22 protein-coding genes and 3 pseudogenes are annotated in these 26269 nt (G+C 71.2%); 12 read left to right on the top strand and 13 right to left on the bottom strand.

What is annotated here, in order from left to right:
* The first annotated feature begins 16 nt into the window (after nucleotides 1–16).
* Genes ACIRGB_RS10915 through ACIRGB_RS10905 form a run of 3 tightly spaced genes read left to right on the top strand, consistent with a single transcriptional unit; the run spans nucleotide 17 to nucleotide 3578 of the window.
* Nucleotides 17–1018, top strand: a complete 1002-nt coding sequence (locus ACIRGB_RS10915) for an aliphatic sulfonate ABC transporter substrate-binding protein (protein ID WP_403861544.1) — start codon at nucleotides 17–19, stop codon at nucleotides 1016–1018.
* Entirely contained in the window at nucleotides 1015–2556 is a 1542-nt protein-coding gene (locus tag ACIRGB_RS10910) for a sulfatase-like hydrolase/transferase (protein ID WP_403861541.1), read from the top strand. The genes ACIRGB_RS10915 and ACIRGB_RS10910 overlap by 4 nt, the downstream gene beginning before the upstream one ends.
* A gap of 32 nt (nucleotides 2557–2588) precedes the next feature.
* Entirely contained in the window at nucleotides 2589–3578 is a 990-nt protein-coding gene (locus ACIRGB_RS10905; RefSeq protein WP_403861538.1) for a formylglycine-generating enzyme family protein, read from the top strand.
* On the opposite strand, the gene ACIRGB_RS10900 is transcribed toward ACIRGB_RS10905, so the two are convergent.
* The 5 genes and pseudogenes from ACIRGB_RS10900 to ACIRGB_RS10880 all read right to left on the bottom strand — a co-directional run bounded on the left by ACIRGB_RS10900 (nucleotide 3553) and on the right by ACIRGB_RS10880 (nucleotide 6433).
* Nucleotides 3553–3897, bottom strand: a complete 345-nt coding sequence (locus ACIRGB_RS10900) for a hypothetical protein (protein ID WP_403861535.1) — start codon at nucleotides 3895–3897, stop codon at nucleotides 3553–3555. The genes ACIRGB_RS10905 and ACIRGB_RS10900 overlap by 26 nt on opposite strands.
* Before the next feature lie 123 nt (nucleotides 3898–4020).
* The gene (locus tag ACIRGB_RS10895; RefSeq protein WP_403861532.1) at nucleotides 4021–4875 is read right to left on the bottom strand and encodes a glycerophosphodiester phosphodiesterase; all 855 of its coding nucleotides are present in this window, start codon (nucleotides 4873–4875) and stop codon (nucleotides 4021–4023) included.
* 168 nt (nucleotides 4876–5043) lie between these two features.
* The gene (locus ACIRGB_RS10890; protein WP_403861528.1) at nucleotides 5044–5247 is read right to left on the bottom strand and encodes a hypothetical protein; all 204 of its coding nucleotides are present in this window, start codon (nucleotides 5245–5247) and stop codon (nucleotides 5044–5046) included.
* Between the two features lie 65 nt (nucleotides 5248–5312).
* Nucleotides 5313–5483, bottom strand: a pseudogene (locus ACIRGB_RS10885) (TetR/AcrR family transcriptional regulator); the annotation flags it as partial.
* A 107-nt stretch (nucleotides 5484–5590) separates the two neighbouring features.
* Nucleotides 5591–6433 (bottom strand): class I SAM-dependent methyltransferase, encoded by an 843-nt coding sequence (locus tag ACIRGB_RS10880; protein WP_403861526.1) that lies wholly within the window; start codon nucleotides 6431–6433, stop codon nucleotides 5591–5593.
* Nucleotides 6434–6527: 94 nt separating this feature from the next.
* On the opposite strand from ACIRGB_RS10880, the gene ACIRGB_RS10875 reads away from it, so the two are divergent.
* Nucleotides 6528–6923 (top strand): hypothetical protein, encoded by a 396-nt coding sequence (locus ACIRGB_RS10875; RefSeq protein WP_403861523.1) that lies wholly within the window; start codon nucleotides 6528–6530, stop codon nucleotides 6921–6923.
* Between the two features lie 10 nt (nucleotides 6924–6933).
* Here ACIRGB_RS10875 and ACIRGB_RS10870 read toward each other — a convergent pair whose 3' ends face one another.
* Nucleotides 6934–7947, bottom strand: a complete 1014-nt coding sequence (locus ACIRGB_RS10870; protein ID WP_403861520.1) for a LacI family DNA-binding transcriptional regulator — start codon at nucleotides 7945–7947, stop codon at nucleotides 6934–6936.
* Between the two features lie 337 nt (nucleotides 7948–8284).
* Between ACIRGB_RS10870 and ACIRGB_RS10865 the strand changes: the two genes are divergently transcribed.
* The 4 genes from ACIRGB_RS10865 to ACIRGB_RS10850 all read left to right on the top strand — a co-directional run bounded on the left by ACIRGB_RS10865 (nucleotide 8285) and on the right by ACIRGB_RS10850 (nucleotide 13117).
* Nucleotides 8285–9595, top strand: a complete 1311-nt coding sequence (locus ACIRGB_RS10865; RefSeq protein WP_403861517.1) for an ABC transporter substrate-binding protein — start codon at nucleotides 8285–8287, stop codon at nucleotides 9593–9595.
* Between the two features lie 104 nt (nucleotides 9596–9699).
* Nucleotides 9700–10695 (top strand): carbohydrate ABC transporter permease, encoded by a 996-nt coding sequence (locus ACIRGB_RS10860; protein ID WP_403861514.1) that lies wholly within the window; start codon nucleotides 9700–9702, stop codon nucleotides 10693–10695.
* Between the two features lie 12 nt (nucleotides 10696–10707).
* Complete coding sequence (locus ACIRGB_RS10855; protein ID WP_403861511.1) at nucleotides 10708–11631, top strand: carbohydrate ABC transporter permease; 924 nt, start codon at nucleotides 10708–10710, stop codon at nucleotides 11629–11631.
* A 46-nt stretch (nucleotides 11632–11677) separates the two neighbouring features.
* Nucleotides 11678–13117: a GH1 family beta-glucosidase gene (locus ACIRGB_RS10850; protein ID WP_403861506.1), complete on the top strand. Its 1440-nt coding sequence runs from the start codon at nucleotides 11678–11680 to the stop codon at nucleotides 13115–13117.
* A 119-nt stretch (nucleotides 13118–13236) separates the two neighbouring features.
* Here the strand turns inward: ACIRGB_RS10850 and ACIRGB_RS10845 are convergent, their stop codons facing one another.
* The 3 genes and pseudogenes from ACIRGB_RS10845 to ACIRGB_RS10835 all read right to left on the bottom strand — a co-directional run.
* Nucleotides 13237–14433, bottom strand: coding sequence for a glycoside hydrolase family 64 protein (locus tag ACIRGB_RS10845; RefSeq protein WP_403861503.1), 1197 nt, complete (start codon nucleotides 14431–14433; stop codon nucleotides 13237–13239).
* Between the two features lie 384 nt (nucleotides 14434–14817).
* Nucleotides 14818–15351, bottom strand: a complete 534-nt coding sequence (locus ACIRGB_RS10840) for an NUDIX hydrolase (RefSeq protein WP_403861500.1) — start codon at nucleotides 15349–15351, stop codon at nucleotides 14818–14820.
* A gap of 4 nt (nucleotides 15352–15355) precedes the next feature.
* Nucleotides 15356–15636 (bottom strand): annotated as a pseudogene (locus ACIRGB_RS10835) (serine hydrolase); the annotation flags it as partial.
* 2 nt (nucleotides 15637–15638) lie between these two features.
* Between ACIRGB_RS10835 and ACIRGB_RS10830 the strand changes: the two are divergent.
* Nucleotides 15639–16064 carry a RidA family protein gene (locus tag ACIRGB_RS10830; protein ID WP_403861497.1) on the top strand — a complete coding sequence of 142 codons (426 nt, stop codon included), beginning with the start codon at nucleotides 15639–15641 and terminating at the stop codon, nucleotides 16062–16064.
* Between the two features lie 92 nt (nucleotides 16065–16156).
* Entirely contained in the window at nucleotides 16157–19081 is a 2925-nt protein-coding gene (locus ACIRGB_RS10825) for an FAD-binding and (Fe-S)-binding domain-containing protein (protein WP_403861495.1), read from the top strand.
* 6 nt (nucleotides 19082–19087) lie between these two features.
* On the opposite strand, the gene ACIRGB_RS10820 is transcribed toward ACIRGB_RS10825, so the two are convergent.
* Together ACIRGB_RS10820 and ACIRGB_RS10815 are read right to left on the bottom strand one after the other, a co-directional pair.
* Nucleotides 19088–19936: a glycerophosphodiester phosphodiesterase gene (locus ACIRGB_RS10820; RefSeq protein ID WP_403861492.1), complete on the bottom strand. Its 849-nt coding sequence runs from the start codon at nucleotides 19934–19936 to the stop codon at nucleotides 19088–19090.
* 5 nt (nucleotides 19937–19941) lie between these two features.
* Nucleotides 19942–22191 carry an alpha-N-acetylglucosaminidase gene (locus ACIRGB_RS10815; protein ID WP_403861489.1) on the bottom strand — a complete coding sequence of 750 codons (2250 nt, stop codon included), beginning with the start codon at nucleotides 22189–22191 and terminating at the stop codon, nucleotides 19942–19944.
* 306 nt (nucleotides 22192–22497) lie between these two features.
* Between ACIRGB_RS10815 and ACIRGB_RS10810 the strand changes: the two genes are divergently transcribed.
* Nucleotides 22498–22644: a hypothetical protein gene (locus ACIRGB_RS10810; protein ID WP_037922471.1), complete on the top strand. Its 147-nt coding sequence runs from the start codon at nucleotides 22498–22500 to the stop codon at nucleotides 22642–22644.
* A gap of 87 nt (nucleotides 22645–22731) precedes the next feature.
* Here the strand turns inward: ACIRGB_RS10810 and ACIRGB_RS10805 are convergent.
* Both ACIRGB_RS10805 and ACIRGB_RS10800 read right to left on the bottom strand, forming a co-directional pair.
* A pseudogene (locus tag ACIRGB_RS10805) lies at nucleotides 22732–23583 on the bottom strand (family 16 glycosylhydrolase); the annotation flags it as partial.
* 100 nt (nucleotides 23584–23683) lie between these two features.
* Nucleotides 23684–24877: a glycoside hydrolase family 64 protein gene (locus ACIRGB_RS10800; RefSeq protein WP_403861486.1), complete on the bottom strand. Its 1194-nt coding sequence runs from the start codon at nucleotides 24875–24877 to the stop codon at nucleotides 23684–23686.
* A 254-nt stretch (nucleotides 24878–25131) separates the two neighbouring features.
* On the opposite strand from ACIRGB_RS10800, the gene ACIRGB_RS10795 reads away from it, so the two are divergent.
* Entirely contained in the window at nucleotides 25132–26241 is a 1110-nt protein-coding gene (locus ACIRGB_RS10795; protein ID WP_403861483.1) for a glycoside hydrolase family 43 protein, read from the top strand.
* Nucleotides 26242–26269 lie beyond the last annotated feature (28 nt).

Genomic DNA, 26269 nt, shown 5'->3' with positions numbered 1-26269 from the left:
GAAGGGACTCACCGCCATGTCACCCGCCCCCACCCGCAGAAGCCTCACCACCGCCCTCGCCGGCGTGGCCGCGATGGCGCTGCTCGCCGCGTGCGGCGGCGGCTCGTCCTCCGGCGGCTCGTCGGACACGGTGCGCTTCGGCTACATCAACGACTTCAACGGCGCCAGCCTGATCGCCATCGCCGAGGCCAAGGGCCTGTGGAAGAAGCACGGGCTCTCCGTGGACGCCAAGGTCTTCACCAACGGGCCGCTCCAGATCCAGGCCCTGGGCACCGACAACCTCGACTTCGGCTACATAGGCCCCGGCGCCATGTGGCTGCCCGCCTCCGGCCAGGCCAAGGTCGTCGCCATCAACACCCTCGGCAACTCCGACCGGGTCCTCGCCCAGCCGGGCATCACCTCGATGCGGCAGCTCAAGGGCAAGACCGTCGCCGTACCCGAGGGCACCTCCGGCGACATGATCCTCTCCCTCGCCCTGGAGAAGGCCGGGATGACCAAGGAGGACCTGAAGGTCGTCCCCATGGACCCGTCCACCATCGTCTCCGCCTTCTCCTCCCACCAGGTCGACGGCGCGGGCTTCTGGTACCCGGCTGCGGCGACGATCAAGAAGCAGGTCCCCGACCTGGTCGAACTCGCCAAGAACGCCGACTTCGAAGACGACGTCTCCTTCCCCACGGCGTTCGTCGCGGGCAACAAGGTGGTGTCCGACCAGCCGGAGAAGACCAAGAAGGTCCTCGCCGTGCTGCGCGAGGCCATGACGTTCCGCGCCGAGCACACCGACGAGGCGATCAGGCTCACCGCCGACAAGCTGAAGATCCCCGTCGACCAGGTCGCGGCGGACGCCGCGAACAACAAGGTGCTCAGTGTGGCGGAGCTGGACAAGCTGACCCGGGACGGCACCGTCGGCACCTGGCTCCAGGGCATGAACGACTACTTCGTCGGCGCCGGTAAACTCAGGAAGCCCGCCGACCCCAAGACCTACTACACCGGCGACCTTTTCACGGGAGCGGGCAAGTGACGCGAGAGAACCAGCCCGGCGCGGGGACGGGCACCCGGCCCGGTGCGTCCCGGAAGAACATCCTCTTCCTCATGACCGACCAGCACCGCACGGACACCCTGGGCGCCTACGGCAACCCACTGGCCCACACTCCCGCGCTCGACGAACTGGCCGCCACCGGAACTCGCTTCGACCGCTGGTACACCCCCACCGCCATCTGCACCCCGGCCCGCGCCAGCCTCCTGACCGGCCAGGCACCCTTCCGGCACAAGCTCCTCGCCAACCAGGAACGCAACGTCGGCTACCTGGAAGACCTGGCCGAGGACCAGTTCGCCTTCTCCCGCGCACTGCGCGAACACGGCTACAACTGCGGTCTGTTCGGCAAGTGGCACGCCGGCAACCGGCGCACCGCGGCCGACTACGGCTTCGACGGCCCCCAACTGCCCGGCTGGCACAACCCCGTCGACCACCCGGACTACCTCGCCTACCTCGCCGAACGCGGACTGCCCCCGTACGAGATCAGCGACCGGGTGCGCGGCACCCTGCCCAACGGCGGCCCCGGCAACCTGCTGGCCGCGCGGCTGCATCAGCCGGTCGAGGCCACCTTCGAGCACTACCTGGCCACCCGCGCCATCGAACAGCTGGAGCGGTACGCCGCCGACGCCCACGACCGCGACCGGCCCTTCTTCCTGGCCCTGCACTTCTTCGGACCGCACCTGCCGTACATCCTGCCCGACGCGTACTTCGACCTGGTCGACCCGGCCGACGTGGAACTGCCGCGGTCGGTGGCCGAGACCTTCGAGGGCAAACCCCCGGTCCAGCGCAACTACAGCGCGCACTGGACCTTCGACACGATGCCCATCGAGACCACCCGCAAGCTCATCGCCGTCTACTGGGGCTATGTGGCCCTCATCGACCGGCAGATCGGCCGGGTCATGGCGGCCATGGAACGGCTCGGCCTCGTGGACGACACGGCGGTGTTCTTCACCTGCGACCACGGGGAGTTCACCGGCTCGCACCGGCTGCACGACAAGGGCCCGGCGATGTACGAGGACATCTACCGCACGCCCGGCCTGCTCCGGGTCCCGGGCGCCCCCGGCGGACAGGTGCGCGACGAGTTCGTCAGCCTCCTCGACTGCACCGCCACCATCCTCGAACTGGCGGGCCTCGACCCGAAACCCGCCGTCGACTCGCGCAGCCTGCTGCCCCTCGTGCGGGGCGAGGCGGTGCGGTGGGACGAGGACATCGTCTGCGAGTTCCACGGCCACCACTTCCCCTACCCGCAGCGCATGCTGCGCGAGGACCGCTACAAACTCGTCGTCAACCCCGACTCCGTCAACGAGCTGTACGACCTGCACACCGACCCGGACGAGTTGCAGAACGTCTACGCCCATCCGGAACGGGCGGAGGTCCGCGGCCGCATGATGCGCCGGCTGTACGACGTCCTGCGGGAACGCGGCGACAACTTCTACCACTGGATGACGTCGATGTACGACGTGGGCGAGGTGGGACACGACCCGACCCTGAGCGGGCTCGACGAGTCCACGTACCAGGTGTAGCAGGCCCGAGCAGGCGACCGATTCGAGGACCGATGACCCGCACTCACCGCCCGTGCTGCGCCCCCGCGACGGCATCCGTCGCCGCGGACGCCACGTCCGCCGCGCCCCTCGCGGCACCGGGACCGGCCGCCCGCCCGCGCTCGACCCGCGGCCAGGTGCGCCTGGCGGGCGGTGAGTTCGCCATGGGGGACGCCTTCGGGGAGGGATACCCGGCCGACGGCGAGACACCCGTGCACACGGTGCGTCTGGAGCCCTTCCACATCGACGAGACCGCCGTCACCAACGCCCAGTTCGGCGCCTTCGTCAAGGCGACCGGCCATGTGACCGACGCCGAACGCTTCGGCTCCTCGGCGGTCTTCCACCTGGTGGTCGCCGCCCCCGACACCGACGTCCTCGGCACCGCTGCCGGCGCACCCTGGTGGATCAACGTCCGGGGCGCCCACTGGCGCCGCCCCGAGGGCGCCCGCTCCGACATCACCGGCCGGCGGAACCACCCCGTCGTGCACGTCTCCTGGAACGACGCCACCGCCTACGCGCGGTGGGCCGGCAAACGGCTGCCCACCGAGGCCGAGTGGGAGTACGCCGCCCGCGGGGGACTGGCCGGCCGCCGCTACGCCTGGGGCGACGAACTGACCCCCGGCGGCCGGTGGCGCTGCAACATCTGGCAGGGCCGCTTCCCCCACGTCAACACCGCCGAGGACGGCCACCTCACCACCGCACCGGTCAAGTCCTACCGGCCCAACGGCCACGGCCTGTGGAACACCGCGGGCAACGTGTGGGAATGGTGCGCCGACTGGTTCTCGCCGTCCTACTACGCCGAGTCCCCGGCCGCGGACCCGCGCGGACCCGGGACCGGGACGGCCAGGGTCCTGCGTGGCGGCTCCTACCTGTGCCACGACTCCTACTGCAACCGCTACCGGGTCGCCGCCCGCTCCGCCAACACCCCGGACTCCTCGTCCGGCAACCTCGGCTTCCGCTGCGCCAACGACGCGGCCGTCACAAGCGGATCAGCCGCTGCGTGATCTCCCGATACTGCCGCAGGGCGATCCGGAGTTCCTCGGCCCGCGCCTCGGGGTCCTGGTCCTGCCAACTGTCGTGCAGGGCACGACGCCGTTCCGCGAGGGCGTTGGCGAGGTGGGCCGCCGCGTCGTCGAAGGCGCCCTCCGCCTCCTCCAGCGCCTCGTGCGGAGCGTCGGCGAAGGTGTTGATGGCCTTGCGGAGGCGGTCCAGGACCGCGTCCCGTTCCGCCGACGGCAGGAGCGCGTCCGGTGCCGCGGAACGGTGGTCGGTGCGGTCCCGGTCCCGGTCCGGGGGCTGCTGTGCGCGCGTCTGGTCATACATGTCGTGTGCCGCTCTCCTGGTTGCTTGGATCACCGGGTTCCCCCGGAGCGGCATACCCTGCGCCGTACGGACAGTCAACGCCCGATGGCGATGTGTGTCAAAGCGCCGGTTTCCCGTGCCCCGCTACCGCCGGGTGAGGGTCTGGGGGTAGTCGGTGATGATGCCGTCGACGCCGAGGCCGGCCATTTTTCGGATGGCGCCGGGTTCGTCGACGGTCCAGACGTTGATGTCCATGCCGAGTTGGTGGACGCGGTCGACGAGGGTCTGGTCGGTGACGGTGTGCTGGGGGTTGATCTGGTCGGCCCACTGGCTCAGTTCGGTCAGTTCGGTGTCGGTGGGTCGGTCGGCGTCGAGGATGCCGATGGGGATGTCGGGCTGGGCGGTGTGGAAGGTGCGGGCGTCGTCGGTCTCGAAGGACTGCACGGCCAGTTGCTTCCGGGCGAGAGCCTTGCGCACATAGCCGGGCTTGCCGCGCAGGGCGTCGGCCAGATCGGTGGCGACGGTGGTGCCGTATTGGCTGCAGGGGCTGATTTCGGCGAGGAGTCCGGTGCGGGTGTGCTGGATGTGGCGGATGACGTCATCGACGGTGATGAGGGGTTCGCCGGCGTAGTCGTCGTGGAACCAGGTGCCGGCGTCGAGGCGGCGGAGTTCGTTCCAGGTGAAGTCGGAGACGCGGTAGCGGGAGCGGCCGGGGTAGAGGGTTTCGATGTCGGTGGTGCGTTCCATGGTGCAGTCGTGGAAGTTGACGAGTTTGCCGTCCTTGGTGCGTTGGACGTCGATTTCGACGTAGTCGGCGCGTTGGCGGACGGCGAGGTCGATGGCGGCGGCGGTGTTCTCGGGTGCCATGCCCGAGGAGCCGCGGTGGGCGATGACGTCGGGTCCGGTCGCGGCCTGCGCGGTCGTCGACGTCATCGCCAGTGCCAGACCACTCAGCACCGCCACGACCACACCGGCACGCCTCTTGCTCGCGAACTTCACTGGAGCCTCCCACGTTGAATGACTCCCTGGAGACTCGCGGACGGTGGTTACGGGAAGCCTGCCGCGGTCTGGCGGGCCCGCGTGGGGCCGGTGGAGCGGAGCGCCGAACCGGTCATCGGAGGCGGAGGGGGTGATTGCGCGCAATCACCCCCTCCCGCCCCCTGCGGGTCACCCGCCGAGGATGCCCTGAGGGAGGAGCGACTGCGGCGAGGTGGCCGGGTGCCCCACCTCCAGCGATCCCAGGAGACCGTCCAGGAGCGCACCACCGGGAACACCGGCGGACGGGTCGGGCACGGGAGCCGCCTCGGCGAGGGGAGCGGAGACCAGCAGAGCGGTGGCCATGACGGAGACACAGGCGAGCTTCTTGATCATGTCCGTCCCAACGAACCGGGACCCGAGGGGAAACGCCCGCCGGGGCCGGACTGGGCCAGACGGGTTCACGCGGGAGTCAACCGTGGCACCGGTGGGAGCGGCGCGTGCCCGGGGGAGGCCCGGAACGCCTGGATCACCAGCGCGGCGAAGCGCCGGGAGGCCGCGACGCGGGCGGCCGTCGACCGGGCGTGGATGCCCCGGTGGGCCATGACCATGAGGATGAGGTCGCCCAGCACGATGGACACGGGCGAGGTCTTCGGGCGAATCGTGCTTACCCCGTGAACCCTGGGCCGTCCCGCCGCGGCGGCCACCGCCCACCCGGTGACGCACCCGGCGGACGCGCTCAGTCCAGCCCGCGTGGCCAGACGAACACCTCGGTGCCCGGTCGGCGCTCGGAGAACCGGCCCGACGGCGAGACCTCCCCCAGCAGCCGACGGAGATCCGCCTCGAAGACGGCGAGCCGGGCGCCGAACAGGTGCGGGGCCGAGAAGGACATGGAGAACACCCAAGCGACGACGTCGTCCTCCGTACGCATCATCGCCTGACCACCGGGCACGACATGTCGGTACGGGCCGGCGAACCCCGCCCCGGCCAGTACCGCGGCCTCACCGGAGGGCGTACCGCGCGGCAGCAGCCCCCGGCCGGCCCGGCGGACCGGCCCCAGATACCGCCTGACGAGGGCGTCGATCGCCGCGTGCGGGACCGGAGGGTGCGGCAGCCCGTCGACGGTCCGGGTCTCTCCCTTGAGGTCGGAGATGTGCACCAGCGCGCCGCCCGGCCGCAGCATGCCCCGGACGGTCGCCGCCACGCGCTCGCGGTCCATCCAGTGGAACGACTGGGCGAGGATCGCGACGGTGAAGTCGCCGAGTCCCGCCGGGAGTTCCTCGGCCCGGGCCCGCACCCACCGCACCTTGTCCGCCACACCCAGTACAGCGGCCTCGCGGGCCGCCTCCGCGAGCATCCCCGCGTCCGGATCCACCCCGACCACCTCGTCGAAGAGAGCGGCCAGGCGCAGGGCGACCGTCCCCGGCCCGCATCCCAGGTCGATCAGCCGGCCCCGCCCGTCCAGACCCAGCACCTCGGCGAGCACGTCCGCCAGGCCGGGGGCGTACGGGAGTCTCCCGCGCCGGTAGAAGGCGGCGGTACCGGAGAACAGCGTCTCGTCCCACTCCCAGCCGATCCCCATACCGCCCGCCACTCCTTCGTCCGGTACTTCTCCGTCCGGTACGCGTCTGTCCGGCCACGCATGACTGTCAGTGCCCTCCGACACAATGGACGGCATGAAACCCCTGCTTCTCGCCGATGTCGAGCGCGCCGTCCGCAGCAGCTGGAGTGCCGAGACGTGCACGCCGGAGTTCCGGACGCGGTGGACCGGGGACAATCCCGCCCGGGACCAGTGCGGCGTGACCGCCATGGTGCTCAACGACTTGCTGGGCGGCGAGCTGATCCGGGGCGAGGTGCACGTGGCGGGCGAGCGGGTCGACTTCCACTGGTGGAACCGGCTGGGCATGGGCGTGGAGATCGACCTCACCCGGGAGCAGTTCGGCCCGCACGAGACCGTCGTCGGCGGCACCGTCATCCCCCGGCCGCCCGAGATACGCCGGCTCCGGGAGGAGTACGAGCTGCTGCGCGGGCGGGTCCTGGAGCGGCTGCGGCGGCAGGGGGCCGCCGGGTGACCGGCCGGGCCTACGACGACTCGCGCACCACCAGCTCCGTCGGCAGCGTCATCTGCTGCCGGGGCGCGCCGTGCTGCGTGATGTCGGTGAGGATACGGGCCATGGTCCGGCCCAGTTCCTCCACCGGCTGACGCACCGTCGTCAGCGGCGGGTTGGTGTGGCGGGCCAGCACCGAGTCCTCGAAACCGACGACGGCCACATCCCCCGGCACCTGCCGTTTCCGCCGGCGCAGTTCGGCCAGGGCGCCGACCGCCATGAGGTCGGACGCGGCGAAGACGGCGTCCAGGTCGGGGGCGCGTTCAAGAAGCAAACGCATGGCCTTCGCGCCGCCCTCCTCGGTGAAGTCACCCGCCTCGACCAGGAGTTCCGGCGCCGGCACGCCCGCCTCCTCGTGGGCGGCGCGCCAGCCGGCGAGCCTGCTGCGGCCGACGTCCATGTCCAGCGGCCCGGTGACGGTGGCGACCCGGCGCCGTCCGCCGCCCAGCAGATGGCGCACCGCGGCGGCCGCCCCGCCGGCGTTGTCGGAGTTGACGTAGCTCAGCCGCTCGCCCGCGTCACGGCGGCCGGCGAGCACGGTGGGCAGGCCCATCTCCTCGAGCATGCCCGGCAGCCGGTCCTCGGAGTGCACGGAGACCAGCAGCACGCCGTCCACCCGGCGGGTCGCGACCGACTCGGTCAGCTGGTCCCGCTCGGCCTGGTCGCGCACGAGCATCAGTTGCAGCTGGGTGCGGCTCTCGGCGAGGGCGCCGCTGACACCGCGGATGAGCGCGGCGAAGAACGGCTCCGAGCCGAGCCGACTCTCCGACTCCGGGATCACCAGGGCCACGGCGTTGGTGCGGTTGGTGACCAGGCCGCGGGCGACCGAGTTGGGAACGTAGTTCAGTTCCTTGATCGCCGCAAGGACCCTCTCCCGCGCATCGTCACTGACCAGCTCCGAGCCGTTCACGACACGGGAGACCGTGGTGCGGCCCACGCCGGCGCGGGCGGCGACCGTTTTGATCGTTGGACGGCGGTTGCCGGTCATGTACTCCCCCCTCGGCGGCCGCGGCGGCGCTGCCTGCCGCGGAGGTGACCTGCGGCAATTCTTGCAGACACCACGGTCGGCGGAGCACCCCCCGCCCTCCGGGAGGCGAACGCGGCGCGGGGGCGCGTGCGACAAGTTGCTTTCAAGTTATTGACAGACAGGGCTCGTTCCCACGAGTCTTCGATGCGCCGGTGGGAACGTGCCCACCAAAATTGGGCACGTTCCCACCCCCTGTTCGAGCCGCTGTCTTTCACCGCTGTAGCCGCTGTAGCCATCGCAGTAGTCATCGCAGAACTCGTCACTCCGATGTGTCAGCGTCGTCGCTAGGAGGAGATCCATGGGCACTCTCGGTTCATTGCGCAGAAGGGCGGTGGCGACGGCCGCGGCCGTCGGCGCGCTGGCGCTCGTCGTCGGCTGCGGCGGCAGCGACGACTCGGCCACCGGCGGTGGCAAGAAGGACGGCAAGGTCACCATCACCATGGGCATGTACGGGGTGATGGGCATCAAGGAGACGGGTCTTCTCGAGCAGTACGAGAAGCAGAACCCCGATGTCGACATCAAGGCCGAGATCGCCGGTGACGAGCAGACCTACTACACCGCCCTGCAGACCAGGCTCGCGGCGGGCAAGGGCCTGAAGGACATCCAGGGCATCGAGATCGGCCGGGCCAAGGAGATCACCGAGACCCAGGCGGACAAGTTCGCGGACTTCTCCGACGTGCCGGGCACCGACCACTTCCTGCCGTGGAAGGAGTCCCAGATCAGCACCAAGGACGGCAAGGTGCTGGGCCTGGGCACCGACATCGGCCCGATGGCCGTCTGCTACCGCAAGGACTACTTCGAGAAGGCGGGCCTGCCCACCGACCGCGAGGAGGTCGCCAAGCTCTGGGAGGGCGACTGGAACAAGTACGTCGAGGTCGGCCGCACCTTCAAGAAGGACTTCAAGGGTGGCGACGTGGCCTACATGGACGCGGCCAGCGGCCTGTTCAACGCCATGGTCTACGGCTACCCCGAGCAGTACTACGACGAGAACGGCAAGCTGATCCACGACACCAACCCGGCCGTCAAGGAGGCGTGGAACCTCTCCGCCGACGCGGCCGAGGACGGACTGACTGCCAAGCTCCGCCAGTTCCAGCCCGGTTGGGACCCCGGCCTGGCCAACGGCACCTTCGCCACCGCGGTGTGCCCGGCGTGGATGCTCAGCCACATCAGCGAGAAGGCCGGCGACGCGAACAAGGGCAAGTGGGACGTGGCCAAGGCGCCCAAGGGCGCGAACTGGGGCGGCTCCTTCCTCGGCGTCGTCGAGCAGAGCCCGGTGAAGGAGGAGGCCAAGAAGCTCGTCGCCTGGCTCACCGCGCCCGAGCAGCAGGCCCACATCTTCAAGGAGATCGGCAACATCCCCTCCTCCCGCACGGCGCTGGACAGCCCCGAGGTGAAGAACGCCAAGTCCGAGTACTTCAGCGGGGCCCCGATCGGCCAGATCTTCGGCGCCGCCGCCCAGGAGATCCCGGACAAGCAGGTCCTCGGCCGCAAGGACGGCACGATCAAGGACACCTTCTCCCAGGGCCTGGCCCTGATCGAGCAGGGCGACGCCACGCGTGACGAGGCGTGGACGACCACCGGGGAGCGCATCGAGAAGGCGGTCGGCTGACTCTCCGCTCCCGAGGCCGACCGGGCCCGCCCGTACCCAGGACCAGGTCCTGGCCGGCGGGCCCGGCGCCCGGCTCACCCATCCGCACTCAGGAAGGAAGTCCGGTGGCCACCTCCACCACCAAGGCCCTGGCCGGGGGCGAGCCTGCGCGTCCGTCCCCCCGCGGGGGCGGCGGGGACACCCCCCGGCGGCGCGGCGCGCTCCTGCACCGGCTCGACATCAAGGGCGCCCCGTACGCGTTCGTCGCGCCCTTCTTCATCATCTTCGCCGCGTTCAGCTTCTACCCCCTGATCTACACCTCGTGGATCTCCCTGCACGACGTGGAGCTGGCCACCCTCGATGTCATGGAGTGGGTGGCGTTCGACAACTACGTGGATCTGTGGGGCGATTCCCGGTTCTGGAACGCGCTGCAGAACACGATCACCATCGGCGTCATCTCCACGGTGCCGCAGCTGATGATGGCGCTCGGCATGGCCCACCTGCTCAACTACCGGATGCGCGCCTCGCTGTTCTTCCGGGTCGCCTCTCTGGTCCCCTACGCCACCTCGGTCGCCGCGGCCGCCCTCGTCTTCACCATGATCTTCGAGCGCGACTTCGGCATGATCAACTGGGCGCTCGGCTCGGTCGGGATCGACCCGGTGGACTGGGAGGCCGACAAGTGGCCCGCCCAGGTCGCGATCTCCACCATCGTCATCTGGCGCTGGACCGGCTACAACGCGCTGCTGTACCTGGCCGCGATGCAGGCCATCCCCGCCGACCGGTACGAGGCGGCCTCCCTCGACGGCGCCTCCCGCTGGCAGCAGTTCATCCACGTCACCGTTCCCGGGATCCGCTCCACCATCGTCTTCACCATCGTGCTCTCCACGATCGGCGCCACTCAGCTCTTCGGTGAGCCGCTGATCTTCGGCCAGGGGCCCAACGGGGTCACCGGCGGCGCGGACAACCAGTACCAGACGCTGGGTCTGCTGCTGTACGAGGAGGGCTGGAAGAACTACCAGATGGGCCGCTCGGCGACCGTCGCCTGGGCGATGTTCATGCTGCTGGTCCTCGTCTTCGTCGTGCAGCGCGTCATCAAGCGCCTGCGCTCCCGCACGTCCTGACCTGGAGTCGTCATGACCACTCACAGTCTGCCGGCCCGGACGGACGCCCCGGCCCTGACCCCCGCCGTGCAGGCGGGCGGCCGCGGCGGCCGCCGGCTGCTGCGCCAGCGCGCCGGCCGCCAGCACCACGCCGGCCCCCTGGCCTACGTACTGCTCGCCATCATGGCGATCCTGTCGATCTTCCCGCTGTACTGGACGATGGTGGCCGCGTCCACCGACAACACCCGGGTCAGCCAGACGCCGCCCCCGTTCCTGCCCGGCCCGAACCTGTTCAGCAACCTCGCCCGGGCCTGGGACGAGGCGGCGATGGGCAAGGCCATGGTCAACAGCCTCATCGTGGCCGGGGTGATCGCCCTGTCCACGGTGCTGTTCGCGACGCTGGCCGGGTTCGCCTTCGCCAAGCTGCGGTTCAAGGGCCGCAACGCCCTGCTCGTCCTGGTGATCGGCACCATGCTGGTGCCGCCGCAGCTCGCCGTCGTGCCGCTGTTCATGCTGATGGCCGACCTGGGCTGGTCGCAGCAGTTGCCCGCCGTCATCTTCCCGACGCTGGTGAGCGCGGTCGGGGTGTTCTTCATGCGGCAGTACCTGACCGAGGCGCTGCCCGACGAACTGGTCGAGGCCGGCCGCGTGGACGGGGCGCACTCGCTGCGGATCTTCTTCAGCATCGTGCTGCCCATCGCGCGGCCCGCGATGGCCGTCCTGTTCATGATCACGTTCGTGCACGCGTGGAACGACTTCTTCTGGCCGTTCGTGGTCCTCGACATGACCAACCCGACGGTCCCCGTCGCGCTCACCCAGCTCAGCGCGGGCTACGTCCGCGACCAGTCGCTCATCATGGCCGGCGCGCTGCTCGGCACGCTGCCGCTGCTGGCGATGTTCGTCGTCTTCGGCCGCCAGATCGTCAGCGGCATCATGGCGGGCGCCGTCAAGGGCTGACCCGTCGCCCGCGCCGTCTCCCGCACCCCCACCCGAAAGGACTTACGTGGTCACCGCAGCACAGCAGACCGCGTCCGCCCCGGACGCCGCCCGCACCTTCCCCAAGGGCTTCCTCTGGGGTTCCGCGACCGCCTCCTACCAGATCGAGGGGGCCGCCGCGGAAGACGGCCGCACGCCGTCCATCTGGGACACCTACGCCCGCACCCCCGGCCGGGTCCGCAACGGCGACACCGGTGACACCGCCACCGACCACTACCACCGCCGCAGCGAGGACGTGGCCCTCATGGCCGAACTCGGCCTGGGCGCCTACCGCTTCTCCCTCGCCTGGCCCCGGATCCAGCCCACCGGCCGCGGTCCGGCCGTGCAGAAGGGCCTGGACTTCTACCGGCGTCTGGTGGACGAGCTGCTGGAGAAGGGCATCCAGCCCGTCGCCACCCTCTACCACTGGGACCTGCCCCAGGAACTGGAGGACGCGGGCGGCTGGCCCGAGCGGGCCACGGCCGAGCGGTTCGCCGAGTACGCGGCGCTCGCCGCCGACGCCCTCGGGGACCGGGTGAAGACCTGGACCACCCTCAACGAGCCCTGGTGCAGCGCCTTCCTCGGCTACGGCTCCGGCGTGCACGCCCCCGGCCGCACCGACCCGGTCGCCGCCCTGCGCGCCGCCCACCACCTCAACCTGGCGCACGGCCTGGCCGTCCAGGCCCTGCGCGACCGCGTCCGCGCCGACGCCCAGGTCTCCGTCACCCTCAACATCCACCACGTCCGCCCGCTCACCGGAAGCGACGGCGACGCCGACGCGGTGCGCCGGATCGACGCCCTCGCCAACCGGGTCTTCACCGGCCCCATGCTGACCGGCGCCTACCCGGAGGACCTGCTCAAGGACACCGCCGAGCTGACCGACTGGTCCTTCGTCCAGGACGGCGACCTGCGCCAGGCCCGCCAGCCGCTGGACTTCCTCGGCGTCAACTACTACACGCCCACCGTGGTCTCCGAGACCGACGGCAGCGCCGCGCACACCTCCGACGGGCACGGCAACAGCGCCCACAGCCCCTGGCCGGGAGCCGACCGGGTCGCCTTCCACCAGCCGCCCGGCGACACCACCGCCATGGGCTGGGCCGTCGACCCCACCGGCCTGTACGACCTGCTGCGCCGGCTGTCCGCCGACTTCCCGCGGCTGCCGCTGGTGATCACCGAGAACGGCGCCGCCTTCGACGACTACGCCGACCCCGAGGGTCAGGTCAACGACCCCGCCCGGATCGCCTACGTGCGCGGCCACCTGGCCGCCGTCCACCAGGCCATCCTGGACGGCGTGGACGTGCGCGGCTACTTCCTGTGGTCCCTGCTGGACAACTTCGAGTGGGCGCACGGCTACAGCAAGCGCTTCGGCGCCGTCTACGTCGACTACCCGACCGGCACCCGCATCCCCAAGGCGAGCGCCCGCTGGTACGCCGAGGTCGCCCGCACCGGCGTACTGCCCGGCGCCTGACCGGGCCGGTGCGGCACGCGACACCTCGCCCCGCCGGATGCCGCACCACCGGACCGCCCCCGTCCTCCGCCGCACCGGCGGGGGAGGACGGGGGCGGACCCGTGCATGCCGCCGCCGGTTCAGTCGAGCGGGGCGAGCGTGAGCCGCGCCTCGGCCGGGTTGCCGTCGTGCACCAGCGACTCGTGGTTGCCGACGTCGTCGAAGGCGAACGCGTACGCCTTTCCGTCGGCCATGCGCTCGTGGATGACCCGGGCGTAGTGGTTGGTCACGGAGTCCCGGTAGAAGTTCGCCGCCGAGGGGTCGGGCTGATTCGGGTTGCTCAGCAGCGTCGAGCGGTTGAACCCGGCGCACAGCGTGCGGGAGATCGGCCCGCGCACCTGGTCGTTGGGCGCGTCCAGGAGCCGGTGGCAGCCGAAGACGCTGGAGGCGTCGGGCTTCTGGAAGCTGGTGACGACCGCGCCGGAGGTGTTGGTGAAGTTCATGACGTTGCCCGACACGCGTCCGAAGTACTTGGTGTCCGGCCGGTCCCCGAAGGGCGTGACGGTGAGCGTGGTCGTCGCGTACTTCTGCCAGACCCGGTTGATGTAGTCGTCCATGACCGACGCGGGCAGCGCCCCGGTCTCCACCCCGTACAGCGGTGCCAGCGCCCGCAGTACGGTGCCGTCCGGCCGGGTCTGGATCAGCCCGCCCCAGCCCGGCTGGGCCCGCAGCGCGTCGAACACCCCGCGGTAGCCACCGGCCTTGAGCTGCCCGGCGCTGACCGCGCTGCCGTCGGCGCGCTGCACACCGACCGTGTAGGGCGCGGAGAACATGTCGACCTGGGTGCTGTTCAGCCACAGCCCGCCGTCGTTGAGCGTGTACTCCGACCAGTTGAAGAGGATGTTGCGGTTGGGATCGCTCGGGTTCTGCACGGCGGGCTGGACCAGGCCGCCGGTGGTCAGCCGGAAGTCCAGCTTCTGACCGTAGGAGAAGTAGATGCGTCCCGACAGCTTCGGGATCCGGATGGTCTTGGTCTGTCCCGCGGCCGGTCCGGGGATGGACGCGTCCGGTGCGGGGGTGGGGGGATTGCCACCGGCGGGCCAGGCGTGGAAGGTGCCGTTCTCGTCGGCCCAGCCCTGCTGACCGGTCGTCAGGGAGGTGCCCAGGTTGTAGATGTGGACGGCGTCGCCGCGAGCCGAGTTGTTGGTGATCTTCAGGGGGATGGTGGCGGGCACCGCGGCGTCCGCGGGCGGTGCGGCGCCGAACGTGAGCAGGGCGCCGGTGAGGCCTGCGGCCGCGGCCACGGCGAGCAGACGGTGTCTGAGTCGGGAGAGCACTCTCCACCTCCGTGCGGGTGTGGGGGAATTGGTCCGTACCGATCCTGAGAGCGCTCTCAGCGTTACGCCGGGGCGCGTTCATGTCAATGCGTGCGGCGCAACGCGGCTCGCCCGGTCCCGTGCCGGGGACCGCGGACGGGGACCGGTGGTGGTGACCGGTGCCCGCTCGTGCGGAGCCGCCCGAAGGCTTCGGCGGCCGTGGCGAAGGGGGTCGGTGCCGCGCAGCCCGAACCCCGGACAGGACGGGTTCGCGGCGAAGGCCGGTCCCGCGTCGCTCGGGGCGACGGCGCCGACGCCGACCGGTCGGAGGGCGAAGCCCAGGTCGCCCGGCATGGTGGTGGTGGCGCCGGACGGGGCCGGGCGGCGAGCGTCAGCTCGTCATGGTCACCGCGACGCGGCGCACCCGTCCCGGCTCGTGCTGTCGTGGACGGCGGACCCGGCCACCGCGTAATGCCGGACTCCCGTCGCACCCCGCCGCTCCGCACCGGGCCACAGGCAGTCCAGGACCGAGGCGGACGGCGGGAAGAGCGCGGCGGGGACCGACTCGCGGGCGAACCACTCCCAGCGCTCGATCTTGTCGGGCTCGGTGACCCGGGGCGTACCGGCCGCCCGCTCGGTGACGGCCGCCGCCGTCACCCGGGTCAGCCCACCCACGCCGTCGACGAGCACAGCCAGCACCCGCACGTCCGCGGGGGCCGCCGCGAGCCCGGTCTCCTCCGCCAACTCCCGCGCGGCGGCCGTCTCGAAGTCCTCGCCCGCGTCGACCTTGCCGCCGGGCAGCTCCCAGCGTCCGTCGTGACCGAGCCCGAGCAGGACCCGGCCGGCGGGATCGAGGACGGCGAGGCCGACGCCGGTGAGGCTCTGGGCGGCGGGGCGGCTGCGTTCGGGGCGCTCGGCGCGAGGTGCGGAAGGGTTCACCGGCTCATTCCACACCGTGCGGAGCCTCGGCGGCCACCGGGGGTGTCCGGGCGGCGGCGTCGTGGAACGCGCGGCGCAGGGCGACGATCCCGTCACCCGTCCTCGTCGGGTGCACCCGGTTGGTGAGCAGCACGGCGTAGCGCCGCGTGGCCGGGTCGACCCACAGGCTGGTGCCGGTGAATCCCGTGTGGCCGTACGAGTCGGGCCGAACACCTCCCCGGCGGGGGAGCCGACCGGATCGCGGCCCTGCCGGGCGAGCGCGCGCCGCAGCGACAGGTGGTCCGTGGATGAGCGAGCCCACCGGCAAGCGGGCCGTGCACACGGCCGGGGCTCCCCGTCCCGCGGGCGCCTACTCCCAGGGGGTGGTGGCGGGCGGGTTCCTGTTCACGGCCGGGTTCGGCCCGCAGGACCCCGTCACCGGCGCCGTACCGGAGGGTGTCGCGGCACAGACCGCGCAGGTGCTGCGCAATGTGGCGGCGGTCCTCGCCGCGCGGGGCCTGTCCCTGCGGGACGTCGTGAAGGTCACGGTGCATCTGCAACACCTCCGGCGGGACTTCGCCGCGTACGACGCGGCCTACCGTCCGTTCTTCGAGGAACCCCGCCCGGTGCGCACCACGGTCGGGTCCGACCTGATGGACATCCTCGTGGAGATCGACGTGGTGGCCCTGCTGCCGGACCCGGGCCCGGGACCGGACCCCGACCTGCCCGGGTGATCCGTCCGCGCTCGCCGGTCCCGCCGGGGCCGGCGGGCAGCGCAGTCGTACCCTGATCAGCACCGACCGAGACCGTGTGGGAGTCGAAGACCATGCCCCTGCTGGAGCCCAAGCCGGAAACCCTCCGCCCCGGCACGGCCCGCGTCGCCTCCGCCGACCGGGTGCCCGACGCCGGGGCCACGGGTACCCCCGAGCCGCTGCGCGCCGGTCTGACCGCGCTGCTGGGCCCGGACAAGGTCCTGTGGAAGATCTCCGACCTGGTGAAGTACGCCTCCGACGCCAGCCCCTACCGGTTCGTGCCGCAGGTCGTCGTACTCCCCGAGACCGTCGACGACGTGGCGGCGGTGCTGGCGTACGCGCGTGACCACGGTCGCCAGGTGGTCTTCCGCGCCGCCGGCACCAGCCTGAACGGCCAGGCCCAGGGCGAGGACATCCTCGTCGACGTACGCCGCCACTTCACCGGCATCGAGGTCCTGGACGACGGCGCGCGGGCCCGCATCCGGCCCGGCACCACGGTCATGCGGGCCAACGCGACCCTCGCCCGGTACGGCAGGATCCTGGGGCCCGACCCGGCCAGCGCCCTCGCCTGCACCGTCGGCGGGGTCGTCGCCAACAACGCCTCCGGCATGACCGCGGGCACCACCCGCAACTCGTACCGCACGCTGGCCGCACTGACCTTCGTCCTGCCGAGCGGCACCGTCGTCGACACCGCCGACCCGCACGCGGACGAGACGCTGGCGCGGACCGAGCCGGAGCTGTGCGCCGGGCTGCTGGCGCTCAAGGCGGAGATCGAGGCGGACGAGGCCCTCACCGCCCGCATCCGGGCCAAGTACGAGATCAAGAACACCAACGGCTACCGGCTGGACGCCTTCCTGGACGGCACCACACCCGTCCAGATCCTGCGCGGGCTCATGGTCGGCTCCGAGGGCACCTTCGGGTTCATCTCCGACGTCGTCTTCGACACCCTGCCGCTGGACCGCAAGGTCTCCAGCGGCTTGCTCTTCTTCCCCTCGCTGACCGCCGCCGCGGCGGCCGTACCCCTCTTCAACGAGGCCGGGGCGATCGCCGTCGAGCTGATGGACGGCAACACGCTGCGCGCCTCGGTGAGCGTGCGGGGCGTCCCGGCCGACTGGGCCGGTCTGCCGCGGGAGACGGCGGCCCTGCTGGTGGAGTTCTGGGCACCCGACGAGGCGGGGCAGGCGGCCTTCGAGCGGGCGGCGGCCGCGGTCGTCGAACGGCTGGAACTGGTCGCGCCGGTCGCCTCCGTGACCAACGAGTTCACCCGCGACGCCAAGGTGATCTCCGGCTACTGGAAGGCGCGCAAGGCCTTCGTCACCGCGGTCGGCGGCTCCCGTCCGGCGGGCACCACCCTGATCACGGAGGACTTCGCGGTCCCGCCGTCCCGGCTGGCCGACGCCTGCGAGGAACTGCTCGGACTCCAGGCGGAGCACGGCTTCGACGCCGCGGTCGCCGGTCACGCCGCCCACGGCAACCTGCACTTCCTGCTCGCCTTCGACGCGTCGAAGCCCTCCGACGTCGACCGGTACGCCGCCTTCATGGACGACTTCTGCCGGATGACCGTGGAGCGTTTCGACGGCTCGCTGAAGGCGGAGCACGCCACCGGACGCAACATCGCCCCGTTCCTGGAGCTGGAATGGGGGCCCCGGGCCACCGAGTTGATGTGGCGCCTCAAGCGGCTGATCGACCCCGAGGGCGTACTGGCGCCCCGGGTCGTCCTCGACCGCGACCCGAAGGCCCATCTGCGCGGACTGAAGACGATCCCCGCCATCGAGCCGCTCGCCGACCCCTGCATCGAGTGCGGCTTCTGCGAACCCACCTGCCCCAGCCACGACCTGACGACCACCCCGCGCCAACGCATCGTGCTGCGCAGGGAGATGCTGCGGCAGCCGGACGGATCACCCGTGGAGGAACAGCTCCTCGCCTCCTACGGCTACGACGCCGTCGACACCTGTGCGGGCGACTCCACCTGCGCGATCGCCTGCCCCGTCGGCATCGACACCGGCGCCATGATGAAGGACTTCCGCCACCGCAGGCACTCGCCGCGCGAAGAGCGGATCGCCGCCCTCACCGCGAAGCGGTTCAAAGCGGTGGAGGCGTCGGCACGCCTCGCGGTCGGCGTGGCGGACCGGATCGGCGACCGGCTGCTGGAGGCCGCGACCGGCCTCGCCCGCAGGGCCGTACGACCCGATCTGCTGCCCGAGTGGCTGCCGGAGATCCCGGGCGCCGCCGCCCGCCACGCGCCGCCCACCTCCCGCACGGGAGCGAGCGCCGTGTACTACCCGGCCTGCGTCAACCGGATCTTCGCCGGGCCCGAGGACGACGGCACCCCCTCGCTCCAGCAGGCCGTGGTCGACGTCTCGGCCCGGGCCGGCCGCCCGGTGTGGATCCCCGACGACGTCGCGGGCACCTGCTGCTCCACGATCTGGCACTCCAAGGGCTACGCGGACGGCAACACCGTGATGGCCAACCGCATCGTCGAGGCCGCCTGGGCCTGGACCGACGGGGGCAGAATTCCCCTCGTCGTCGACGCCTCGTCCTGCACGCTCGGCATCCGGCACGAGGTCGTCCCCTACCTCACCCACGCCAACCGGGAACTGCACGAGCGCCTTGAGGTGATCGACTCCGTCGTGTGGGCCGCCGAGGAACTCCTGCCGCATCTGACGATCCGCCGTACGACCGGTTCGGCGGTGCTGCACCCGACCTGCTCGATGCAGCACCTGGGCGACGTCGACCAACTGCGCGCGGTCGCCGACGCGGTCGCCGACGAGGTCGTCGTCCCGGACGACGCCGGATGCTGCGCCTTCGCCGGCGACCGCGGCATGCTGCACAAGGAACTGACGGCCTCCGCGACGGCCAAGGAGGCCGCCGAGGTGACCTCGCGCCCGTACGACGCCCACCTGTCCGCCAACCGCATGTGCGAGATCGGCATGGACCGCGCGACCGGCCGCGCGTACTACTCGGTCCTCATCGAACTGGACCGGGCCACCCGCCCCTGAGCCGGGTCACCCCCGTTGGGTGAGGGTCTGGGGGTAGTCGGTGATGATGCCGTCGACGCCGAGGCCGGCCATTTTTCGGATGGCGCCGGGTTCGTCGACGGTCCAGACGTTGATGTCCATGCCGAGTTGGTGGACGCGGTCGACGAGGGTCTGGTCGGTGACGGTGTGCTGGGGGTTGATCTGGTCGGCCCACTGGCTCAGTTCGGTCAGTTCGGTGTCGGTGGGTCGGTCGGCGTCGAGGATGCCGATGGGGATGTCGGGCTGGGCGGTGTGGAAGGTGCGGGCGTCGTCGGTCTGGAAGGACTGGACGGCGAGTCGGTGGCGGGCGAGGGCGGTGCGGACGTAGCGGGGTTTGCCGTGCAGGGCGTCGGCGAGGTCGGTGGCGACGGTGGTGCCGTACTGGCTGCAGGGGCTGATTTCGGCGAGGAGTCCGGTGCGGGTGTGCTGGATGTGGCGGATGACGTCGTCGAGGGTGATGAGGGGTTCGCCTGTGTAGTCGTCGTGGAACCAGGTGCCGGCGTCGAGGCGGCGGAGTTCGTTCCAGGTGAAGTCGGAGACGCGGTAGCGGGGGCGGCCGGGGTAGAGGGTTTCGATGTCGGTGGTGCGTTCCATGGTGCAGTCGTGGAAGTTGACGAGTTTGCCGTCCTTGGTGCGTTGGACGTCGATTTCGACGTAGTCGGCGCGTTGGCGGACGGCGAGGTCGATGGCGGCGGCGGTGTTCTCGGGTGCCATGCCCGAGGAGCCGCGGTGGGCGATGACGTCGGGACCGGTCGCGGCCTGCGCGGTCGTCGACGTCATCGCCAGTGCCAGACCACTCAGCACCGCCACGACCACACCGGCGGCTCTGCCGCTCACGCGCCTCACCGCGTCGCCCCGGAGGCGGCCGGAACCAAAGGTGCCGGTGCGGGCAGGGCGTCGAGCACCGCGGCGGCCGTCGTCATCGCATCTCCAGAGGGCTCGACGGGATAGGGGTCGTGCCGTTGGTTCCAGGCGTTCTCCAGCGCGAACCAGTCGATGGCGGCCGGTGGCCGTCCGGTGACCAGCGCGGTGTCGAGGGAGTCGAGGTACGTCGTCCAGCGCTTGGCGTAGAAGTCGGAGACCAGCCCCGACCACTCCCGGTTGGCGTAGTCCCGCAGGCCGCCCGCGTCGCTGCCCGAGCGGTGGCCCCAGGTGGTCAGGATGGACCGGGCGTCGAACTCGGCGGTGTCCTTCTCCGCCGCGGTGCGCCCCCAGGACCTCGCGTCCGCCAGCCACGGCCCGAGGAGGAAGCGTGAGTCGGTGGCCAGCAGCCGGTCCAGCAGGACCAAGTCGCCCTTCCACTCGGCCGCCCCCGCACGGAAGCGGGACAGGTCACCGGCGTCGTAGGCGGCCTTGATCTCCGGCAGCAGGGAGCGGCTGCGGTTGGCCAGCGCCTGGCGGGCGACGTCGACCAGGTCGAAGCGGTAGGCGTCGGTCGTCCGCAGGGCCGGTGCGACCTTCAGCAACTCGGCCAGTGCCTCGCGCACCGTGTCCGGGTCGTAGCGCATCGCGCCGGGGCTCCAGCTGGCCGCCGAGGTGGCCGTCAGCCGGGGGCGGGCGGTGAAGAGGCTGTCCTGCGCCTCGCTCCAGGTGCCGGAGGGCATGCTGTACGGGCCCGTGCGCAGCAGCTCCCAGGCCCGGGCCGCGTGCGGATCGGGTCCGCCGTAGCGGCGTTCCGCGTACCCGGCGAACCAGGCCGCGTGGTCCACCGGGCCCGTGCGCCAGGCCAGTTCGGTGAACAGCTCGTAGGCGACCGGATTGCCTCCCGTGCCTTCCGGCAGGTACGCGATACCCGCGAGGGCGCTGTCGGCCTTGGTGCGCCACCGGTCGAAACGCTCGGCCCACACGGCGGTGTTGGCCCCGACGGTGGTGTGACCGCCGAAGTTGGGGATGGTGCCGAACGCGTAGGGCGCGCCGTGCCAGGTGGTCTCGCGGTCGAGGCCGTCGTAGCGGTCGGACAGGCCGTCGACGATCAGCAGCCTGCTCTTGTCGACGGCGTCGATGATCTGCGCCGAGGGGTTCTTCTGCCAGCCGAGCAGGGTCCAGACGGCACCGGGACGCGCGGTCTGCAACGCCTGCATCACGGCCTGGGCGGCCTTGCCGATGGGGACGTCGCCGGGCCGTCCGCCCTCGTGCAGCAGATCCATCTTGTACATCGTGGAGTCGCCGAACAGCTCACGCTGATGGCGGTAGAACGAGGCGGCGACCCTCGGGAACACGTCGGTGCGCGGGTCCAGCCAGTCGGGCCGCTCGAAGCCGACCCACTGGCCCTGCGGGACGACGGTGCCGCCGGGGTTGCGGTCCGTGAAGCCCGGCGGCACGGTGCCGTAGTAGCCGGGAAGCACGGGGGTCATGCCCAGCTCGCGCAGCCGGTGCGCGATCCTGCGGCCGAGTGCGGCGCGGTCCTCGATCAGCCGCTCGGAGACGGGACCGGCGAAGCCGGACATGTTCTGCATCAGCCACCACGGCTGGTGCGCCGGACCCGGGATCCAGGATCTGAGCTCCTCCTTCGTGTACCCGAACTCCTGGAGGGTCTCGTAGTAGACGGCGTCCGCGCCCATCTGCACGAAGACCTCGTTCGCGCCGTGCAGGGCGAGGAGATCGATCTGCTTCTCGTAGGAGGCCCAGTCGCGGTAGGCGCCGGAATAGCCGTCGTCGGTGTCGTTGAGTGCGAAGCGGTGCGGCACCGAGGCGTGCCGGCGGACGGTGCCGTCGGGTGCGGGCAGTGTGCGCGGCAGCTTGGCCGTGCTGCGCCCGGGCCATCCGATGTCCACCTTGGCCGTGTACTTGAGGTACCAGTTGACGCCGCTGAGGATCACCGCGGGACTGGTCCCCCGGACCCGGACGTGACCGGCGCGGCCGGACACGCTGAACCAGTCCCCGGAGGCGCGCCGGGGCGCCGGAATCAGGGTGAACTGCGAGACGTGCCGCGGCAGCAGCCGGGCGAGCGCCGCCCGGGCGGAGTGCGGGGCGAAGGCCGGTCCGCCCGGCGGGGACGCCGCCGCGGGGGAGGGGGAGGGCGTGAACGTGGTGGTGAGAAGAGCGAGGGCGGCGGCTGCGCAGAGGGCAGACCAGGGTCTGAGGCTTCTCACGGTCACCTCTGGAGAGTTGTTGACGGGGTGCTGGTGAATATGAGGGTGGGCGGGCAACCGGTCAAGGGCGCCTCGCCGCCGGGCGCCTCGCCCGGAGGCCCGTCCTCAGCCACGCGCAGGTGGCCTTCGTTTAGAACCGAGGCAACGGGGTACCGCCCGCCGCCGCGCCGACGCGTCGACCTGCGGGATCGGTCATCGGCGCCCCGTCTACCGGCTCGGTCGGCTCCCGCCGTGCGGGTTCCGCCATTCGGGCCCATCCTTGAAGCCGGGCCACGAAGCCCACAGACCGACCCACCGGGAGGTCCTGTGATTCTGCTCGCGCTCCTCCTGCCAGTCGTGATGATGGCCTTCCTCTTCGCCGCGGACGCGCTCGAAGACCTGATCTTCCCGCCTCCGGCGGCCCCGGACGAGGATGCCCCGGCCGGGGACATCGCCCGGACCACGTCCCCCTGAGCCGGGTCAGGCGGCGCGGACCTCACACCACGCACATATCACGTGACGCTGTGCGACCCCGCGCCATCCTGGCCGGGGCCGTCAGCCGTCGCTCGTGGTCACCTTCACCTCGTCGACCACCAGCTGCTGCGGGAACGTGGTCGAAGCGTCGGGGTCGCCCGGCCAGTAGCCGCCGACCGCGAGGTTCAGGATGAGGAAGAACGGCTTGTCGAAGACCCAGTCCCTGCCGCCCAGGTCGGCCGGCGTACGGGTCTGGTAGACGGTGCCGTCGACCGACCAGGTGATCTTGTCCGGGGCCCAGTCCACCGCGAAGGTGTGGAAGGCGTCCGCGAACGCCTCGCCGTTCGGCAGCGTGTAGGCCGCGCCGATGCCGCCCGAGCCGGAGTAGCCGGGGCCGTGCAGGGTGCCGTGCACGGTGGACGGTTCGAAGCCGACGTTCTCCATGATGTCGATCTCGCCCGAGTTGGGCCAGCCGACCTCGCCGATGTCCTGGCCCAGCATCCAGAACGCGGGCCAGATGCCCTGCCCGCGCGGGATCTTCATCCGGGCCTCGACGTGGCCGTAGGTCGCGGTGAACTTGCCGGAGGTGTTCAGCCGGGCGGAGGTGTACTCACACGTGCCGTACCAGCACTGGTAGTTGCCCGGGTTCTCGCGGCGGGCCTCGATCACCAGGTTGCCCTGGCCGTCGAGCTGCGCGTTGTCGGTGCCGGGCGTGTAGTACTGCCGCTCGTGGTTGCTGACGTTGTCACCGGTCTCCAGCTGCCACTTGGCGGTGTCGACGCCGGCTCCGGCGGGTCCGTCGAAGGTGTCGGAGAACGTCACCGCCGCGGCGGACTCCGGCCGGTGCTCCGCCTGGGCGGGGGTCACCGCGGAGGCCGCGACGAGGGTGGCGGACAGGGCGGCGAGGACGCAACCGCGGAACAGTCGTGGGGAGGCCATGTCTCTCCCTTTCGTGGGCCCGCTCCCACGAGAGGGGAGCGGGCACGGGGGTGGGGGGGAAGGTGGTGCGTCGGTTCGGGCGCGGGTGGGGCCGGCCCGGTCAGTCGAAGGACTCCAGCGTGATCGCCGCGTCCTTGGGGTCGCCGTCGTGCACCAGCGACTCGTGGTTGCCGACGTCGTCGAAAGCGAAGGCGTACGCCCGGCCGTCCCGCATCTGCGCGTGGACGAGGCGGGCGTAGTGGTTGGTGACGTCGTCCTGGTAGAAGCCGGTGGCGTCGGCGTCGGGCTGCTCGGAGTCGGTGAGCAGCGTGGAGCGGTTGTACGCGGCGCACAGGGTCCGCGAGATGGGGCCGCGCACCTGGTCGTTGGGGGCGTCGAGCTTGTTGTAGCAGCCGAATACCGAGTCGGAGTCGGGCTTCTCGAAGGAGGTCACCACCGCGCCGCCGCCGTCGGTGAAGTCCATCCTGTCGCCGTTGACCTTGCCGTAGAACTTCGTGTCCGGCTGCTCCTTGAACGGCGTCACCGTCAGCGTGTCGGTGGCGTACTTGCTCCAGACACGGTTGATGTAGTCGTCCATCACGTCGGCGGGCAGGTCGCCGGAGCCGATGCCGTGCCCCGGGGCCAGGACGCGCAGCGGCGAGCCGTCGCTCCGCGTCTGGACCAGCCCTTCCCAGCCGCCGCCCTGCTGCGTGAGACCGTCGGCGACCGCCTTGTACCCGCCGGGCTTCAGCGATCCCGTCTGCTTCGTGGAGCCGTCGCCCGCCGTCAGACCGACGGAGTAGGGCGCCGAGAACATGTCCACCTGGGTGGAGTTGAGCCACAGCCCGGAGTCGTTGAGCGTGTACTCGGTCCAGTTGAACAGCGTGTCGTGGTTGGGGTCGTCGGCGTTCTGGACGGCGGGCTGCACGAGGCCGCCCTCGGCGAGCCGGAAGTCGAGCTTCTCGCCGTACGAGAAGTAGACCCGGCCCGAGAACTTCGGAAGCCGAACGGTCTTTGACCCGCCGTTTGCGGGCCCCTCGAACGAGGCGTCGGGGGCGGGGACCGGCGGGGCGCCACCGGCCGGCCAGGCGTGGAAGGTGCCGCTCTCGTCGGCGTATCCCTGCTTGCCGGAAGCGAGTTCGGTGCCGATCACGTAGACGTAGACCTGCTCGGCGGTGCCCGAGTCGTTCTTCAGGGTGAGCGGGATGGTGTCCGGTATTGCCGAAGCCGGTTCGGCCGGCCCGACTACGACGGCGAGGGCGCCGATCGACGCCGCGACGGCCAGGGACGCCGTCAGCTTGCGTGGGGAAAGCACACGGTCCTCCTTGGTGTGGGGGGACTTGCAGGGTTGTAGTCCTTCCCTGTGCATGTCAACTAGGTGAACGAGATCAATCGGAAGAAGGCCCTCCAGGTTCGGAAGGTGAAGCGGGCAAGGGCCGATGTCTCCGGATGCCGTGCGGAGCAGGGGGTGTTGCGGCGCCCTCATTGACATGTCCGCTGTCGATTACGATCCTGGACCCGCTGCCTACTTCCATCGATGTACATCACGGCCCGTGGAAGCGGAGGGACATGCCGACCTCGACCGGAAGCCCACCGAGCGGGACCGGACGGCTCTCCCGCCGCCTCCACGGTGCCGTTGCCGCCCTGCTGTCCGGCGTCCTCGTCGCCTTCCTGCTGCTGGTGTCCTCCGCCGGGCCCGCGCGGGCGGACCGGACCGGACTGCGGGCCGCCGACCCGAGCGTGATCCGGGTCGGCGGGACCTATGTCTCCGTGCAGTCCACCGGGGGCGGCATCGCCGTGCGCCAGGCCGCGTCCCCGGCCGCGCTGGCCGCGGCCCCCGCCCGGCAGGTCTGGTCGGACACCCGCGACCGGGGCGAGGTGTGGGCCCCCGAGATCGTGCGGGACGGCGGCCGCTACTACATCTACTTCTCGGCCGGCCGCGGAGCGGCCCACCGGATGTACGTGATCAGCTCCGCCGCCGCCGACAGCGGATACACGGCCGAGACGAAGCTGGCACTGCCGGACGACAAGTGGGCCATCGACGGCACCCTGTTCACCTTCGAGGGGCAGCGGTGGTTCGTCTGGTCGGGCTGGGCCGGTGACACCAACGTCGAACAGAACCTCTACCTCGCGCGGATGAGCAGCCCGACCGCACCGGCCGGCGCGCGGTACGTCATCTCGCAGCCGCGCGAGAGCTGGGAGCGGGTGGTGGGCAACCCGTTCATCAACGAGGGCCCCGAACCGATCAAGGACCCGAACGGGCAGCTGCACATCGCCTACTCCGCCAACGGCAGCTGGAGCGACCAGTACTGCCTGGCCGACCTGAGGCTGCGGTCCGGCGGCGACCCCACGTACGTGTGGGACTGGTACAAGTCCAACGGCTGCCTCTTCGGGTCCCACCGCGCCACGATGATGACCGGCTGGGACCCCACCCTGTACGTCGACGGGCCGGGCCACCACAGCTTCGTCCTGCTCGACGGCGACATCGCCACGAGCCCGCCCGCCGGCCCCAGGTTCCCGCTGATGTTCCACGCGGTCGCCAAGGGGACGCCGTACGCGTGGGAGAACCGGTACTGGTACACCGGCACCTTCTGCTGGTGGGGCGGGACCACCTACCGCCGGGCCGGCGTGCCCGGCCCCACCAGCGACACCGGCTGGAGCCTCAAGTTCTTCGAGTAGCGCCGTCGCGCCCGCCCGCGTTGTGGTC

Source organism: Streptomyces sp. NPDC102490 (assembly GCF_044765285.1).
Classification (GTDB): domain Bacteria; phylum Actinomycetota; class Actinomycetes; order Streptomycetales; family Streptomycetaceae; genus Streptomyces.
The sequence above is the reverse complement of the archived record's forward strand: the minus strand, read 5'-3'. Positions and strand labels throughout refer to the sequence as shown.

Coding starts and splice junctions, on each gene's coding strand:
- ACIRGB_RS10915 (WP_403861544.1), top strand. CDS start 17: ATGTCACCCGCCCCCACCCGCAGAAGCCTCACCACCGCCCTCGCCGGC.
- ACIRGB_RS10905 (WP_403861538.1), top strand. CDS start 2,589: ATGACCCGCACTCACCGCCCGTGCTGCGCCCCCGCGACGGCATCCGTC.
- ACIRGB_RS10900 (WP_403861535.1), bottom strand. CDS start 3,897: ATGTATGACCAGACGCGCGCACAGCAGCCCCCGGACCGGGACCGGGAC.
- ACIRGB_RS10890 (WP_403861528.1), bottom strand. CDS start 5,247: ATGATCAAGAAGCTCGCCTGTGTCTCCGTCATGGCCACCGCTCTGCTG.
- ACIRGB_RS10880 (WP_403861526.1), bottom strand. CDS start 6,433: ATGGGGATCGGCTGGGAGTGGGACGAGACGCTGTTCTCCGGTACCGCC.
- ACIRGB_RS10875 (WP_403861523.1), top strand. CDS start 6,528: ATGAAACCCCTGCTTCTCGCCGATGTCGAGCGCGCCGTCCGCAGCAGC.
- ACIRGB_RS10870 (WP_403861520.1), bottom strand. CDS start 7,947: ATGACCGGCAACCGCCGTCCAACGATCAAAACGGTCGCCGCCCGCGCC.
- ACIRGB_RS10865 (WP_403861517.1), top strand. CDS start 8,285: ATGGGCACTCTCGGTTCATTGCGCAGAAGGGCGGTGGCGACGGCCGCG.
- ACIRGB_RS10855 (WP_403861511.1), top strand. CDS start 10,708: ATGACCACTCACAGTCTGCCGGCCCGGACGGACGCCCCGGCCCTGACC.
- ACIRGB_RS10830 (WP_403861497.1), top strand. CDS start 15,639: ATGAGCGAGCCCACCGGCAAGCGGGCCGTGCACACGGCCGGGGCTCCC.
- ACIRGB_RS10825 (WP_403861495.1), top strand. CDS start 16,157: ATGCCCCTGCTGGAGCCCAAGCCGGAAACCCTCCGCCCCGGCACGGCC.
- ACIRGB_RS10795 (WP_403861483.1), top strand. CDS start 25,132: ATGCCGACCTCGACCGGAAGCCCACCGAGCGGGACCGGACGGCTCTCC.